Origin of the sequence: Olsenella profusa (assembly GCF_016900315.1) — a bacterium.
GTDB lineage: Bacteria > Actinomycetota > Coriobacteriia > Coriobacteriales > Atopobiaceae > Thermophilibacter > Thermophilibacter profusus_A.
In genome coordinates, this window is record NZ_JACSNQ010000006.1 from 26,802 (window position 1) to 42,909 (window position 16,108).

The 16,108-nt window shown below is 69.8% G+C and carries 12 protein-coding genes; 2 read left to right on the forward strand and 10 right to left on the reverse strand.

Annotated features, from left to right (window positions below; all coding sequences use genetic code 11):
* Nucleotides 1-577 precede the first annotated feature (577 nt).
* Complete coding sequence (ftsH, locus tag H9X80_RS04345; RefSeq protein ID WP_204793122.1) at nt 578-2,485, forward strand: ATP-dependent zinc metalloprotease FtsH; 1,908 nt, start codon at nt 578-580, stop codon at nt 2,483-2,485.
* Between the two features lie 197 nt (nt 2,486-2,682).
* Here ftsH and H9X80_RS04350 read toward each other — a convergent pair whose 3' ends face one another.
* Complete coding sequence (locus tag H9X80_RS04350) at nt 2,683-3,501, reverse strand: TrmH family RNA methyltransferase (protein ID WP_204793123.1); 819 nt, start codon at nt 3,499-3,501, stop codon at nt 2,683-2,685.
* Nucleotides 3,502-3,604: 103 nt separating this feature from the next.
* Here H9X80_RS04350 and H9X80_RS04355 point away from each other — a divergent pair, with 103 nt between their 5' ends.
* The gene (locus H9X80_RS04355; protein ID WP_204793124.1) at nt 3,605-5,086 is read left to right on the forward strand and encodes a L,D-transpeptidase; all 1,482 of its coding nucleotides are present in this window, start codon (nt 3,605-3,607) and stop codon (nt 5,084-5,086) included.
* A gap of 428 nt (nt 5,087-5,514) precedes the next feature.
* Here the strand turns inward: H9X80_RS04355 and ffh are convergent, their stop codons facing one another.
* From ffh to H9X80_RS04400, 9 genes are all read right to left on the reverse strand, one after another.
* On the reverse strand, nt 5,515-6,909 hold the full coding sequence (gene ffh / locus H9X80_RS04360) for a signal recognition particle protein (RefSeq protein WP_204793125.1): 1,395 nt from the start codon (nt 6,907-6,909) through the stop codon (nt 5,515-5,517).
* A 2-nt stretch (nt 6,910-6,911) separates the two neighbouring features.
* A complete protein-coding gene (ftsY, locus tag H9X80_RS04365) occupies nt 6,912-7,814 on the reverse strand; it encodes a signal recognition particle-docking protein FtsY (RefSeq protein ID WP_204793169.1) in 903 nt (300 codons plus the stop codon).
* A 1-nt stretch (nt 7,815) separates the two neighbouring features.
* A complete protein-coding gene (gene smc / locus H9X80_RS04370) occupies nt 7,816-11,352 on the reverse strand; it encodes a chromosome segregation protein SMC (RefSeq protein WP_204793126.1) in 3,537 nt (1,178 codons plus the stop codon).
* A 28-nt stretch (nt 11,353-11,380) separates the two neighbouring features.
* Nucleotides 11,381-12,109: a ribonuclease III gene (gene rnc, locus H9X80_RS04375; protein WP_204793127.1), complete on the reverse strand. Its 729-nt coding sequence runs from the start codon at nt 12,107-12,109 to the stop codon at nt 11,381-11,383.
* 12 nt (nt 12,110-12,121) lie between these two features.
* The gene (locus H9X80_RS04380) at nt 12,122-12,364 is read right to left on the reverse strand and encodes an acyl carrier protein (protein ID WP_204793128.1); all 243 of its coding nucleotides are present in this window, start codon (nt 12,362-12,364) and stop codon (nt 12,122-12,124) included.
* 204 nt (nt 12,365-12,568) lie between these two features.
* The gene (gene plsX / locus H9X80_RS04385; RefSeq protein WP_204793129.1) at nt 12,569-13,558 is read right to left on the reverse strand and encodes a phosphate acyltransferase PlsX; all 990 of its coding nucleotides are present in this window, start codon (nt 13,556-13,558) and stop codon (nt 12,569-12,571) included.
* 502 nt (nt 13,559-14,060) lie between these two features.
* Complete coding sequence (rpmF, locus tag H9X80_RS04390; RefSeq protein WP_204793130.1) at nt 14,061-14,240, reverse strand: 50S ribosomal protein L32; 180 nt, start codon at nt 14,238-14,240, stop codon at nt 14,061-14,063.
* Between the two features lie 173 nt (nt 14,241-14,413).
* On the reverse strand, nt 14,414-15,037 hold the full coding sequence (locus H9X80_RS04395) for a YceD family protein (RefSeq protein ID WP_204793131.1): 624 nt from the start codon (nt 15,035-15,037) through the stop codon (nt 14,414-14,416).
* Between the two features lie 8 nt (nt 15,038-15,045).
* Nucleotides 15,046-15,543: an ATPase gene (locus H9X80_RS04400; protein WP_204793132.1), complete on the reverse strand. Its 498-nt coding sequence runs from the start codon at nt 15,541-15,543 to the stop codon at nt 15,046-15,048.
* Between the last annotated feature and the right edge of the window lie 565 nt (nt 15,544-16,108).

The following is a 16,108-nucleotide window of genomic DNA, read 5'->3' on the forward strand; positions in this document are numbered from 1 at the left end:
TTGGTCGTCTTCTTGTACTCGTTTTTCGCCACGCCTCGTCCTTTCGTCTCCCCGGAACGCAGGAAAGCGCCCCGTCCCACATGCTGGGACGAAGCGCTCTCACACGGCACTTCGCTTGTGAACCACCCAGCGAGCGGATCTCCGCCTTACTCGGCTGGCCTGTCTCGGCGGCCACTCCGGCGACGCCTACTTGCGGGGTGCGCCGGCGAGAAGGACCTCCCGCCCGGACTCCCCGCTTTGGGGCCGCGGCTCGGGGGTGATCTTCGCACGGACGCGGCCGCGGGCTCCCACCGTCCCCGCTCTCTCTGGGCCGCGCGACCCGGGCTACTCTCCCCGTCATCGCCTGTGTTGAGGATGGTAGCACGTCCGCGCGCGACGGTCACGCGAGAGCGCGGCGCTCCCGAGGTTCTTCTCGCCGGCCGGGGCGGCCGCTCGCGGCCCCGATGAGGTGGATTCTTTGTGCCGGGAGTGCGACGCGGTAATCTTGGGTATCAAAGACCCATGGGTTCGCGCCGGGCGGTCGCTCGCCGGCACGAGCCGGCCCCCGACAGGACGACACGAAGGGCAACGGAACACGATGGACATGAACGAGAACAAGCGTCGGCGCTCGATGCTGCTCTACATCCTGATCGCAATCGTCGCGTACCTCGCGATCAGCCAGGCGCTCGGCAACGGCCTCACCGCCAGCCGGGTCGAGCACGTCGACTACAGCCAGTTCGTCGACATGGTCGAGAACAACGAGGTCACGCAGGTCGAGTCGATCTACGGCAACCCAGAGGTCACCTTCTCCACCGGCGAGGGCGACTCCCAGAAGCTCTACTCGACGGTGCTGTTCAACGGCACCGAGGAGTCGACCGCCCAGCTGCTCAACGAGCATAAAGTCGACATGGTCTCCAACATCCAGGACACCTCGAACGACTTCCTGCTCCTGATGCTCGTCTCCTACGGCCTGCCGATCCTCATCTTCCTGGGCATCGGCTGGTGGCTCAACCGCCGCATGAAGAAGGCCATGGGGGACGACGGCCCCTCGATGAACTTCGGCGGGGGCGGCGGCTTCGGCATGGGCGGCGGCCTGGGCAAGTCCAACGCCAAGGAGATCAAGGGCGAGGACACCGGCGTCACCTTCAAGGACGTGGCCGGCCAGGACGAGGCCAAGGAGTCGCTCGAGGAGATCGTGAGCTTCCTCAAGAACCCCGAGAAGTACAACGAGATCGGCGCGCGCTGCCCGCGCGGCGCGCTCTTGGTGGGCCCTCCGGGCACGGGCAAGACGCTGCTGGCCAAGGCCGTGGCCGGCGAGGCGGGCGTCACGTTCTTCCAGATCGCGGGCTCGGCCTTCGTCGAGATGTTCGTGGGCCGCGGCGCCGCCAAGGTGCGCGACCTCTTCAAGCAGGCCTCCGAGAAGGCGCCCTGCATCGTCTTCATCGACGAGATCGACGCCGTGGGCAAGCGCCGCGACACCTCGCTCTCCTCCAACGACGAGCGCGAGCAGACCCTGAACCAGCTGCTCTCCGAGATGGACGGCTTCGACAACCACAAGGGCATCGTTGTGCTCGCGGCCACCAACCGCCCCGAGTCGCTCGACCCCGCCCTGCTGCGCCCGGGCCGCTTCGACCGCCGCATCCCGGTGGAGCTGCCCGACCTCACGGGCCGCGAGGCCATCCTCAAGATCCACGCCAACGACGTGAAGATGGAGCCGGGCATCGACCTGGGCGTCGTGGCGCGCTCCACGCCGGGCGCCTCGGGCGCCGACCTCGCCAACATCATCAACGAGGCCGCCCTGCGCGCCGTGCGCTACGGGCGCCGCCGCGTGACGCAGGAGGACCTGCTCGAGTCCGTCGACGTGGTCATCGCCGGCGAGAAGAAGAAGTCCACCGTCCTCTCCCAGCACGAGAAGGAGGTTGTCTCCTACCACGAGACCGGCCACGCCATCGTGGCGGCCACGCAGAAGGGCTCGGCGCCCGTCTCCAAGATCACGATCGTCCCGCGCACCTCGGGCGCGCTCGGCTTCACGATGCAGGTCGAGGAGGACGAGCACTTCCTCACCACGCGCCAGGAGGCCAAGGACAAGATCGCGGTGCTCTGCGGCGGCCGCGCGGCCGAGGAGCTCATCTTCGGCGAGATGACCACCGGTGCCTCCAACGACATCGAGAAGGCCACGCAGCTCGCGCGCGCCATGGTCACCCAGTACGGCATGTCCGACAAGTTCGGCATGGTGCAGCTGGGCCAGCCCGCGAGCCGCTACCTGGGCGGCGGCCAGCAGCTCACCTGCTCCGAGGGCACCGCGCAGGAGATCGACGCCGAGGTGCAGGCCCTCGTGGAGGAGGGGCACCAGACGGCGCTGCGCACCCTCCAGGAGAACCGCTTCAAGCTGCACGAGATCGCCCACTACCTCCAGAAGAAGGAGACCATCACGGGCGAGGAGTTCATGAACATCCTCACCCACGACGACGGCTTCGCGCCCAAGATGCCCAAGCCGGCCGAGTAGCCCTCTCGGCCCCGAAACGTGGAAGGCCCTCCCTCACTGCTCACTGCTTCGCAGAAATCGCGTGAGGGAGGGTCTTCCACGTTTCGGGGCGTGCTGAGGCCGTCGGCGGTGCGGGCGGCTTGGGCGCGAGGGCGTCGCGCGCCGCTCGGGGCCGCGGGAGTTTGGGCTGAGGGGGGTGGCGCAGCGCGTGTGGCCGCCTAGCGGAAGAGCTGCCAGAAGGCGACGGCGGAGCTGGCGGCAACGTTGAGGGAGTCGACGCCGCGCCCCATGGGGATGATGACGCTGCGGTCGCATGCGTCGAGCGTCCTTCTCGCCAGGCCGGTGCCCTCCGTACCAAAGACGAGCGCACGCCGTTCGCCGGCACGCAGCGACGGGTCGTCAAGGGGCACCGCGCCCTCCGTCAGCGCGAGCGCCAGCACCGTGAAGCCCTGCGCGCGCAGGCCATCGAGCGTGGCCTCGGGCCACTCCCCCGCCGTCGCGCGCGCCCAGGGCAGCTTGAGGACGCAGCCCATGGAGACGCGCAGGGCCCGACGGCAGAGCGGGTCCGCGCAGCGCGGTGAGAGCACCACCGCGTCGGCCCCGAGCGCCGCGGCGCTGCGGAAGAGCGCGCCGACGTTGGCCACGTCCACGAGGTCCTCGAGGACGGCCACCCGGCGCGCCCCGGAGACGACCTCCCCCACCGTGCGCTCGGACGGGCGGTGCAGCGCGCACATGAGCCCGCGCGTCATCCTGAAGCCGGTGAGGCGGGAGACCTCCTCGTGCGGGAGGACGTAGGCGTCCACGTCGTCGCCCGCTCGTGCGAGCACGTCCGCGCTCGACGCGAGGTCGCGCTCGTCCACGAGAAACGAGCGCGGGCGGGCCCCGCACTCGAGCGCCACCTCGACCACCAGGCGCGACTCCGCGATGACCGTCGCCTCCCCGGGCTCGAGACGGTTTCTGAGCTGATGTTCGGTCAGGCGCGCGTAGACGTCGAGGCGGCGGTCGTCCAGAGAACTGACACGTATGACCCTTGCCACGGGGACTCCCTCTCCTGTCGGTGTATCATCACACGTACATATGCTATGACAACTCGCCGGCGCGCTCGCGCCGGCGGGCAGGAACACGCTACGAGGTAGACAGATGCCCAGTCACATGCAGCAGACAAGCAAGAAGGCCAGCCCCGCCCGCAGGCGTCGGCGGCGCCTCTGGATCATCCCCGTCGTCATCCTGGCCCTTCTCGCCGTGGCGTACGCGGGGGGCGTCGTGACCTTCAGCTCCTTCGTCTTCATGCCCGGCACCACGCTCGACAGCTCCGACGTCTCCTGGCGCACCGTCGACGACGTGGCCGCCGAGAAGAGCGCCTCGCTCGGAGACTTTGAGTCCCGCGTCACCGGGGACGGCATCGACCTCAACGTCAAGGGCTCCGAGGTGGGGCTGGCCTGCGACGGGGAGAGCTACGCACGCTCCGCCATCGCGCAGGTCAACGCCTGGGCCTGGCCCTACGAGCTCACCCAGCGGCGCACGATCTCGGCCGAGGCGGGCGTCTCTCTTGACGAGGACGCGCTCTCCACGCTCGTCCAGCAGGCGGTCGACGCCGTCAAGCAGGCCAACGCTGACGCCGGCTCGGGCATCTCCTACGACGCCGAGCAGGCCCAGTTCGTGCTCGACAAGGGGGCCATCGCCAACCACCTCGACGCCGCGGCCGTAACCGAGCACGTCTCCGAGGGGCTCAGGCAGCGCCAGGAGAGCATCGAACTCGGCGACGAGTGCCTCGACGTGGCCGACTCCCTGACCAGCGCTCTCGACACCGCCAACTCCTACCTGGCGGGCACCGTCACCCTCAACCTCGGCGGGCAGCACGCCTACGACGTCACCGCCGAGCAGATCGCCGGGTGGGTCACCATCGGCGACGACTTCTCCGTCTCCCTGGACACCGCCGCGATCGACGACTGGGGCCACGGCGAGCTCTCCCAGATGTTCGATACCGTGGGCACCGAGCGCACCTACACCCGCCCCGACGGCGCCACCTTCACCGTGAACGACGGCGACGCCCAGTACGGCCGCAGCACCTACGGCTGGATCATCGACGGCGGGGCGGCGGCGCAGCAGGTCGCGGCCGCCATCCAGACCGGGCAGCCCTCCACGATCGAGATTCCCACGCTCCAGACGGCCGCGCAGGTGCCCACCGACGGCGGGCAGGACTGGGGCGCGCGCTACATCGACGTCGACCTCACCGCCCAGCACGCAATCATGTACGACGAGAACGGCGCCGTCATCTGGCAGGCCGACATCACCACGGGCCAGCCCAGCCTCGGCAACGCCACGCCCACCGGCGTCTGGGCCATCACCAACCGCAAGTCGCGTGCCGTGGACGGCGACATCAACCTCAAGGGGCCCATCGACCCGGCGACCGGCGAGCCCGAGTGGGACAGCCACGTGGACTTCTGGCTCGGCGTGGTGGGCAACCTCATCGGGTTCCACAACGCGCCGTGGCAGTCGGTCTTCGGCGGGCAGATCTACACCTGGAACGGCAGCCACGGCTGCATCAGGATGAGCTACGCGGACGGCCAGGCGCTCTACGACGTCGCCCGCGTGGGCGACACCGTCGTCATTCACAACTAGGGGGGTCGGTCCCCCCAGGTGCACGTCAGGCGCGCCCTGACGGTCCCTGCCGCAGGCGCACTCGTTAGGTGTGCGCCCCCCGGCCCAGGTGCACCCGTCAAGTGCACCCACATCCCAGGTGCACCCCTCAAGTGCACCCATACCTCGGTACACTTGACGAGAAAAACGTTCTTCTCGGTGCACTTAACGCGTTTTGAGCGGGTTTGTCAGTGCACTTGACGAGTGCACCTGAGAAATGCAGGAGTTCTCCCGAAGAGGGAGTGCACTTGAGAAGTGCACCTAAAAGGCGCGGAAGTGAGCCCTCCCAACCGCGCAAAAAAGGCGCACCCACAGATCAAGAGCCTGTGGGTGCGCCATCCAGAACGTCTATGCGACGCTCCGCAGCGCTAGGAAGCCTCCCTGGCCGTCGCTAGACTCTGCGGCCGCCGCTAGAACGGCATCTTGCCGCCGCCCATGTTGCCCATGTTGCGCATCATCTGTTGCATCGCGCGCCGGCCCTTGCGGCCTCCCTTGCCGCCCATCTGCTGGGCCATGCCGCGCATCTTGCCCATCATCTTGTTCATCTCGGACCACTGCTTGATGAGCTGGTTGACCTCCTGGACGCTCCTCCCGGAGCCCTGGGCGATGCGCTTGCGACGCTGGCCGTTGATGATCTTGGGACGCGCACGCTCCTCGCGCGTCATGGAGCGGATGATCGACTCGATGCGGGTGAGCTGGGAGTCGTCCATGCCGGCCGCGGGCACCTGCGAGAGCGCGCGCTCCATGCCCGGGATCATGCCGATGATCTTCTGCAGGCCGCCCATCTTACGGATCTGCTGCATCTGGGAGAGCAGGTCGTCCATCGTGAAGCCCTCGCGCAGCATGCGCTCGGCGTCCTCGATCTGCTGCTCGTCGGCGACCTTCTGGGCCTGCTCGATGATGCCCACCACGTCGCCCATGCCCAGGATGCGCTTGGCCATGCGGTCGGGGTGGAAGACCTCGAGCGAGTCGGGCTTCTCGCCCATCGAGACGAACTTGATCGGCTTGCCGGTGACCTCGCGCACGGAGAGCGCACCGCCGCCACGGGCGTCGCCGTCGAGCTTGGACATGATGACGCCGTCGAAGTCCACGCGGTTGGCGAACTCCGTGACCACGTTGACGATGTCCTGGCCGGTCATCGCGTCCACGACCATGAGGATCTGGTCCGGGCGGACGGCCTGCTTGATGGCCACGGCCTCCTGCATCATCTCCTCGTCAATCTGCAGGCGGCCCGCGGTGTCTACGATCACGATGTCGTTCAGGTGGTCGACGGCCTCCTGGATGGCGCCGGAGGCAACCGCCACCGCGTCGACGCCGTCCCCGCGGAAGACCGGCACGCCGATCTCCGCGCCGAGCGTGGCGAGCTGGTCGGCCGCGGCGGGGCGGTGCGTGTCGCAGGCGGCCAGAAGCGGGCTGTGGCCCTGCCCCTTGAGGAGGTAGGCAAGCTTGGCCGCCGCGGTGGTCTTGCCCGAGCCCTGCAGGCCCACGAGCATGATCACGTTGGGCGTGCGGTTCTGGGCGAGCGTCAGCTTGGACTCCGTGGAGCCGAGCAGCGCCGTCAGCTCGTCGAGCACGATGCGCACGACGTTTTGCGCCGGCGTGAGGGAGTCGAGCACCTCGGCCGTGAGGCACTTCTCCTTGCAGCGGGCCACGAAGCTCTTGACCACGCGGTAGTTGACGTCGGCCTCGAGCAGGGCCATCCGGATCTCGCGCATGGCGAGGTTGATGTCGTCCTCGGTGAGGCGACCCTTGCCGCGGAGCTTGTCGAAGGTGTCCTGGAGGCGGTCGGAGAGGGAGTTGAACATGGCTACATCCCTTCGCCCACGAGCGCGCGGCAGAAGTCGAGCGCGTCGAAGGTCTGGAGGTCGTCGAGGGCCTCGCCCACGCCGATGCGGTAGATGGGCAGGCTCAGCTGGCTGGATATGGCAAGCGCGATACCGCCCTTGGCGGTGCCGTCGAGCTTGGTCACGATGAGGCCGTCGAGCTCGAGAGCGTCGTTGAACTCGTGCGCCTGGTTGAGGCCGTTCTGGCCGGTGGTGGCGTCGATCACGAGGACCACGCTCACCGGCATCGACTGGCAGCGCTTGCGCGTGACGTTCACCACCTTGGCGAGCTCGCGCATGAGGTCGGAGGAGGTGTGCAGGCGCCCGGCGGTGTCGATGAGCACGAGCCTCGAGCCGCGGCGCTCGGCCTCCTCCACCACGTCGTAGCAGACGCTCGCGGGGTCGGCGCCGCGGTCGCGCGTGATGACGTCCACGCTCGCACGCTGGCCCCAGACCTCGAGCTGCTCGATCGCGGCGGCGCGGAAGGTGTCCGCCCCGCCGATCACGCAGGGGATCCCGGCCTCGCGGGCGCGCCCGGCGAGCTTGCCCACCGTGGTCGTCTTGCCCGCCCCGTTGATGCCCACGAAGAGCACACAGGAGGGTAGGTCGGTGAACGGGTCGCGCCCCGCTGCGGGGAACTCCGCCGCCAGGCGACGCGCCAGGGCGTCGCGCAGCTGGTCGGCACGGGTGAGGTTCTCGCGGGCGGCCTGCTCGCGCAGGTCGTCGGTCACGCGCATGGCGACCTCGGCACCCATGTCGCCCATCACGAGCGTGTCCTCGAGGTCCTCCCAGAAGTCCTCGTCAACCTCGCCGCCCATGTAGAAGATCTCGTTGATGGCCTCGCGCGAGCGCTTGAGGCCGGCCTTCAGGCTGTCGAGAAGACCCATCTTAGGCATCAACCACCTTTCCGGTTGCACGGTCGAGCCGCTGCGAGACCACGCGGCTCACGCCGTCGGCCTGCATCGACACGCCGTAGAGGACGTCCGCCTGCTCCATCGTGCGCCGCTGGTGCGAGATCACGATGAGCTGCGTGGTCTGCTTGAGCCGCTCGATCGCGTCGAGCAGCTTGGAGAGGTTGGAGTCGTCGAGGGCGGCCTCAACCTCGTCAAAGACGTAGAACGGCACCGTACGGACCTTGTAGACCGCAAAGAGCAGCGCGAGGGCCGTGAGGGACTTCTCGCCGCCGCTCATGAGCATCATCTTGGAGAGCCGCTTGCCGCGCGGCTGGGCCACGATCTCGATACCGGTGTCCGCGGGGTTGTCCGGGTCGGTCATCTCGATGTGGGCGCGCCCGCCCGGGAACAGCAGCGAGAAGATCTCGGAGAAGTTCTCGTTGACCTTGGAGAAGACCGTGAGGAAGCGGTTCCTCATCTTGCGGTCGATGGCCGCGGTGATCTTCTTCAGGGAGGCGCGGGCGCTCTCGAGGTCGGCCACCTGCTCGTTGATGTAGTCGGCGCGCTGCTTGAGCCTGAGGTACTCGTCCATGGCCACGGCGTTGACCGGACCGATGGACTCGATCTGCGCCTTCAGGGAGGCCACGCGGCGCTCGGCGGCGTCGCGGTCCTCGGGCTCGGGCAGCTCGAGCGCCTCGTCGAGCACCGCTCCGGTGGCCACGATCGCGTTGATCGCGCCCTCCACCTGCACCTCGAGCTTGCCGAGGTCGACCTTGACGTCGGAGGCGGCGGAGCGCGCGGCGTCGAGCTCGGCGGAGGCGGCGCTCACGGCCTCGCGCGCGCCTCCGATGGTGCGCTTGAGGGAGTCCGAGTCCGCCTCGGCGAGCGAGGCGCGGTCCTTGAGGCGCGCGGCCCACTCGAGGGCGCGCTCGCGGATGGCGTCGTAGCGGTCGTGGAGCGGGTCCACGCGCAGGCGCACGACCTCGAGGGCGCGCGAGGAGCGCTCGGTGGAGACGATCAGCTCGTCGAGCTCCCCCACCCGGGCGGCGAGCTCCGCCACGCGGGACTCGAGGTTGCCGCGGCGCTCCGTGACCATGGCGAGCTCGAGACGGGCATCGGAGAGCGCACGGCTCGCCTTGCCCTGCTCGGCGATGGCCTCCTGGTGGTCGTCGCTGCGCTCGGAGAGGGTGGCGGCGAGCTCGTCTGCCAGCTCGCGCGCCTCGCGCGCGGCGGCGCGGTGCCCCTCGATCTGCCCGCGGGCGTCGGCCGCCTTCTCCGCCGCGGCCTCGCGGCGCTTGGCAACCTGGGCGCGCTCCGAGCGGGAGCTCGCAAGCTGGGCCTCCAGGCGCCCGCGCTCGGAGGTCGCCGAGGAGAGCTCGGCGGTGAGGCGCGCCACCTCGCCCTTGGCGGAGGCGGCCTCGTCGCGGGCCTCGGCGAGGGCGAGCTCGGCGTCGCGGGCCTCGGCGGAGGAGAGCCTCTCGGCGCGCTCGAGCTCGGCCATGCCCCCCTCGAGCTCGCGGATGCGGCGCTTGCGCTCGAGGGCGCCCGCCTCGCTCGTGCGGGCGGCGCCCACGCGGACGCGCCCGTCGGGTAGCACCGTCGCGCCGTCGAAAGTCACGTAGGTGCAGGAGGGAGCGGCGGCGTGGGCCGCCACGGCAGCTGCGGCGTCCTCGACGAGACGGACCCCGCCGAAGAGGGCGCTCAGGAGCGGGCGGGCCTCGTCGGACACGCGCAGGCGGTCGACGAGCGGGGTGCCCGGGGCGTCTGCGGCCGGGACTGGGCCGGAGCCCGCGCGCGCCACGATGGCGGCGCGGCCCTCGGTGCCCGCCAGCGCGAGCGCGCGCTCGGCAAGGGCGGTCGCCGCGTCGGCGTCGGCCACCACGAGCGCAGCGAGGTCGTCGCCGAGCAGCTGCTCCACGAGCGTCTCCACCGATGCGTCGGCGTCGACGAGGTCGGCGAGGCGGCACTCCACGCGGTCGGCCTCGCCCTCGGCAAGCGCCGCCACGAGCGGGCTCGCCTTCTCCACGTCCGCGTCCACGGAGCGCAGCGCGTCGAGGGTCGCCGTGGCCGAGGAGAGCGCCGTGCGCGCCTGAGCCTCCGCCGTGCGGGCGCGCTCGAGCTCGGCGGTGGCGTCCCTGATCTCGGCGGCCAGCTCGTCGGCGCGCCCGCGCGCGGCGGCAAGCTCGCCCTCGAGGGCGTCCGCGCGCTCGGAGCGCTCGGCGAGCGCCTCCTCGGCGGTGCTCACGGCGTCTTCGAGCTGGTCGAGGCGCGAGGCGAACATCTGGTCCTCGACCTCGGCGTTGGAGATCTGGTCCTCGAGCTTGGCGTAGGCGAGCGTCTCGCGGTCCGCCTCGGAGCGGGCGGCACGCTCCTGCGCCGTGATGCGCGAGATCTCGTCGTCGAGCGCGCGGCGGCGCTGGACGGCCTTGTGGGAGGCCTCGGAGAGCGCGGCCACCGACGCCTTGAGGTCCTTCTCGCGAACCCCGAGGTCCGAGAGCTCGCTTGCCACCCGCTCGTGCTCCGAGGCGGCGTCGGCGCGCTGCTTCTGGGAGGCGGAGAGCTGCATGCGCATGTCGGAGAGGCGCGAGACCATGTTCTTGCCCTTCTCCTCGAGCAGGCGCATGTCGGAGTCCATGCGGCCGAGGAGGTCCTGCATGCGGCGGCGCTGCTCGCCGAGGTCGCCCACAAAGAGGCCCTTCTGCTCCAGCAGCGACTGGAGCTTCTCGAGCTCGCGGCTCTTCTCGTCATAGCGGTACTGGGCGAGCTCGATGGCGGCGTCGGCCTCCTTGCCGCGCGCCTGGAGCCTCCCGTAGCTCTCCTGGAGGCGGCGCAGGTCGTCCACGGCCAGCTGGACCTCGAGGCCCTTGAGCTCGTCCTCAAGCGCGCGGGCGCGCTGGGCCTTGTCGACCTGGCGCTCGAGGGGCTTGAGCTGGCGGGAGATCTCGCGCGAGAGCACCTTGGCGCGGGCGAGGTTGTCGTCCATCGAGACGAGCTTGCGCTGGCTGCGCTCCTTGCGGCGGCGGTGCTTGGAGATGTCGGCCGCCTCCTCGATGAGGGAGCGGCGCTCCTCGGGGCGGCTCGAGAGGATGGAGTCGAGCTTGCCCTGGGAGATGATCGAGTGGGTGTCCTTGCCGAGGCCCGAGTCGTGCAGGATGTCCTGGACGTCCATGAGGCGGCTCGGCGCCCCGTTGATGAGGTACTCGGACTCGCCGGAACGGTACATCCGGCGCGTGATGCCCACCTCGTTGAAGTCGATGGGGAGGGTGTGGTCGGAGTTGTCCAGCACGAGGGTGACCTCGGCCACGCCCACCGCGCCGCGCGCCGAGGAGCCCGAGAAGATCACGTCCTCCATGGCCTGGCCGCGCAGCTGCTTGGCGCTCTGCTCGCCAAGGACCCACAGGATCGCGTCGGAGACGTTGGACTTGCCCGACCCGTTGGGCCCCACCACCACGGTGAGGCCGGGATCGAAGGCCATCTGGGTGCGGTCGGCGAACGACTTGAACCCCTTGAGTGTGAGCGACTTCAGGTACACGCGGAGCCTCTCCTGCCTCTTGCCTGCGCTAGTTGGTGGTCCCGGCGCCCTCAAAGTCCCCCTGCTCGGCGTAGCCGAGGCGCACGAGCGCGTCGATCGCCGCCGCACTCTCCGAGGACTTCTTGGACGAGCCCACGCCGCGCCCCACGCGCCGCCCCTCCACGAGGACGACCGAGGTGAAGGTGGGGTCGTGGGCCGGACCCTCCTCCGAGACGAGCCTGTACTCCGGGCCGCAGTGCAGGTCGCGCTGGGTGACCTCCTGCAGGCGGGACTTGGGGCTGATGGGCTTGCGCGCGAGCGCCGGGGACACCTCCGGGCCGAGCGTCTCCATGACGAAGGCGTGCGTGGCGCCGTACCCCGCGTCCAGGTAGAGGGCGCCCACGAGCGCCTCGTAGACGTTCTCCAGGGCGGAGTGCATGCCGCGCGAGCCGGTGCCGCGCTCGGACTCCCCCATCACGATGAGCGGCGCCACGCCGAGGCGGCCGGCCACGCTCGAGAGCATCTTGCCCGAGACGAGGCTGATCTTGGCCTGCGTGAGCGCACCCTCATCCATATCCGGGAAGCGCTCGAAGAGGTCGGTGGCCACGATGGCCCCGAGGATGGAGTCACCGAGGAACTCGAGGCGCTCGTAGGAGGCCGAGACGGGCCGCCCCTCCACGGCCGAGGGGTGCGTAAGCGCCGCGACGATGAGGTCCTGGTTGTCGAAGTGGTGGCCGCAGATCTTCTCGGCCGCGGCCACCCGCTCGCACATCTTCAACGAACGGGCCCCCTACTGCTGGGCCCGCTGGATGGCGTCGACGACCGCACCCACGGTGGGGATCTGGTTCACCGCGTCGTCGGAGAAGGTGACGGAGAACTCGTCCTCGAGCGAGGTCACGAGCTCGAGCAGGTCGAAGGAGTCGGCGCCGAGCTCCTTCAGGTTGGTGTCCTCGGTGAGCGTGACGTCGTCGCCGAGGGAGAGCGTATCCTCGGTGACCTCGATGACCTTGGCGAGAATTGCGTCGCGGTCCATGGCTGTCCTCCTTGCGTTCGGGGCGCGCGGCCCCGCCTGTGGCCGGGCCCTCCGGCCCGGCGGCTTCCATCAGATTCTACCCCGTCTCCGGCGCCCGCGCGGGGCGCGGGCCGGCGGGCGGGCCGGGGCGTGGGCGCTCCCGGGTGCGGCGGGCCGGGGCGTGGGCGCCATCAAATGCGGCGGCCCGTCGGCCGCGGGGCCGCCCTATGACGAGAGCTCGCAGGCCTCGGCGATGCGCTCGGACAGGTGCGCGCGGACGGCGCGCGCGGCGGCGTGGGTGCCCATGCGCACAGCCTGGGCGCTCGTGGCGCCGTGGCCCTTGACCACCGGGGCGCGCAGACCCAGCAGGATGGCGCCACCGTACTCGTCGCCGGTCATCTCGGCGGCGAGGGCCTTGAGCGACTTGGCCAGGAGCGCCATGCCGATCTTGTTGGTGAGCGACTCCTCCATCGCGGCCTTGAGGCGCTTGATCACGAACTTGCCCGTACCCTCGATGGACTTGAGCGCCACGTTGCCGGTGAAGCCGTCGGCCACGATCACGTCGAACGTGCCGGCGAGCAGGTCCGTGCCCTCGGCGTTGCCCGCGAACCCGCAGTTGCCCTCCGCGAGCGCCGCGTGGTAGGCAAGCGCCATCTCGGAGCCCTTGGTGTCCTCCGAGCCGTTGCAGAGCAGCCCCACGCGCGGGTCCTCCACGCCGAGCACCTCGCGCGAGTAGGCGCGGCCCATGTGCGCGAACTGTACCATGACCTCGGGCTTGACGTCGGCGTTGGCGCCCATGTCCAGAAAGACCGTCGGCCGCCCGGAGATGCCGGGGAACGGCAGGCAGAGGCCGGGGCGCTTGACGCCCTTGATGCGCCCCACGCCGAAGGTGGCCGCCGTGAGCACGGCGCCGGTGGAGCCGGCCGAGAAGAGGCCGTCGGCGTCGCCGGCGCGCACCGCGGCGGCGGCGCGCACGATGCTCGCGTCCTTCTTCTGGCGCACGGCGTTGGCCGGGTGCTCGGACATCGTGATGACCTGGGTGGTCACGAGGGCTCGCGCGCGGTCGTGGGAGGCCGCGAACGGCTCCACCACCTCGGCGTCGCCGGCGACGAGCACCTCGAGCTCGGGGTCGTCGGCAAGCGCCTGGGCCACGCCCTCCAGCAGGACGGCGGGCTCCTTGTCCGCGCCCATCACGTCAACGCAGATCGTGGTCATGCTTCCTCCTTAGTGGCCGCGCCGCCCCGACGACCGCGCAGCCCTCGCACATGCCCATTCATTATGACGCAATGGGCGGACGCGCGTCCTTCTCGCCGTCCTTCTCGCCGTCCTTCTCGCCGTCCTTCTCGCCAGCGTCACGGCCGCAGCCAGCGTCACGACCCGGCCTGCGCATCACGGCAAGCCGCCGTTAGGAATTGGCGCTCCTTAGTTCGTTTGGCCCCCATTTGGTTAGCTTTTGCCGCACCTTTTGCCCGCGCGGACTAAACATGCCGCGGTTCTTAACGCAGGCGTTGGCCGCCCCGCTCCCGCGGACCAAACATGCCGCTATTCTTAACGCAGACGTTGATCACCCTATTCCCGCGAACCAAACATGCCGCGATTCCTAACGGAGGCAGACCGGACGGGCAGCGCCGTCGAGAAGGACCTCAAGAAGGCCCGCGACACAGCAAAGCGGCCGACCCCGAGGGGCCGGCCGCGGCTTCAGCGCTTGTCCCGAGGACTACTCGGTGACGATAACCTCGCGGTCCTTGTAGTAGCCGCAGTTGGGGCACACGTGGTGCGGGAGCTTGGGGGCGCCGCACTGCGGGCAGACGGAACGCGCCGGGGCCGCGAGCTTGCTGTTGGCCGAACGACGGGTGTGGGTGGCGCTGCGGCCCTTCTTTTGCTTGGGTACTGCCATGGTCAAACCTCTCTTGTCACGAACCTACGCCCACGCTCGCGGCGGGGTGCGCATCTATCGCCAGAATCATGCAAGGCGATACTATAGCACGCCTCCCGGCAAAGTGCACGCAATCAGCAATTCTTCACTCACGCGCAGGCCGCTGCCCCGGCGAGAAGGACTTCGGGCCCCGCCTACTCCTCCGTGGAGCCGCCGGCCGCTTCGTCGTCCTTACCAGTCGCGTCGTCGGCGTCGTCCCCGGAGCCGGAGAGGTCGAGCGCCGCCAGCGCCGCAAACGGCGACGCCTCCATGCGGTCGCGCTCCCGCTCGGCCTCGATCTGGGCGGCGTGGCCGCAGTCCACCTCGTTGAGGTTGGCGCCGCAGACCGGGCAGAGGCCGCGGCAGTCCTCGCGGCACAGCACCACGAACGGCGTCTCCATCACCAGGGCGGCGAGAAGCGCCCCGGAGAGGTCGATCGTGCGGTCCGCGGAGACGAGCTCGTAGTCGGCCTCGTCCTCGTCGTCCGCCACGTCGACGGGCTCCTCGAAGAGGTAGTACTCGTCCACCTCGGCGGCGACGTCGAAGGTCGCCTCCTCGAGGCAGCGGTCGCAGGTGCCCACCACGTGGGCGCGCAGGAGCCCCGTCGCGAGGATTCCCTCGCCGGCGTTGGTGAGCACCACGTCGTAGTCCATGCCGTCAGGCAGGGAGAAGTCGTGGTCGCCGAGGGAGTAGCCCTTCTCGTCGAGGTGGCCGGCAACCGACCACGTGTCGCCGGGGTTGGCGAGGCGGTCGTCGATGGCAATGATGATCGGGTCCATCGCAGACGCTACCAGGGCACGTTGTTGGTGGTGTTACGCGGGCCGGAGTTCTCGTCGAGCGTCTGGCGCACGCGCGTGACCGAGCTCGTGAGGCTCTTGAGGTTCTCCTCGAGGTGCGCGAGCACGGTGTCGGCGTACTCCTCGGCGTTGTAGCGGGTGTCGCGCTCATACTGGGCGGCCTGGTCGCGGATGCCCTCGGCCTGCTGCTGGGCGATGCGCACGATCTCCTGGTCGCCCGCGAGGATCACGGCCTGCTGCTGGGCGTCGGCGATGATGGAGTTGGCCTGCTGCTGGGCGCGGTCGAGCGTCTCCTGCTCCTCCTTGAGGATGCGGCGGGCGTCCGCGAACTCCTGCGGGAAGACGCGGCGAATCTCGTCGAGGATCTCATAGACGTCCTGGGCGTCGATAATCTTCTTGGTGCCGTTGTCCATGATGGGGGACTTGGCCTCGTTCACAATCTGCTCGAGCTCGTCGACCAAGCTCTCGATTTCCTCACCTGGCTGCATGTAAGGTTCCTTTCGCGTGACTCATCGGGAGCAGACTCCCCTGGCCCATTCCCTAGCATGGTAGCAGATTGCAGGACATATCACGAAACGGCTCGGTGAGTCAACGATTACGCACACGTCTCCCCGCTGCCGGTCGGTGCCAGTCGCTGCCGGCGCGCGGGATTTCGCGGGGTTGCGTGCCTCGGGGTGGGCGCGCGGGATTTCGCGGGGTTGCGTGCCTCGGGGTGGGCGCGCGGGATTCCGCGGGGTTGCGTGCCTCGGGGTGGGCGCGCGGGATTCCGCGGGGTTGCGTGCCTCGGGGTGGGCGCGCGGGATTCCGCGGGAGTGTGTACTTTGGGTGCGAGAAGAACGGCGTCTGTGCGCGGCGCCGCGCACAACCCATGCGATTCAGGCGGCGCGAACGCACAACCCCAGCGATTCCGGCGCAAGGGGCTCGGACGCGGGGCGCGAACGCACAACCCCGGCGATTCCGGCGCAAGGGGCGCGCGGCACGGGGCGCGGCTCGGGCACAGGGCACGGGTCACAGGCGCGCGAGGGCGCGCGAGGCGCTGAGCGGGTGTCGGAC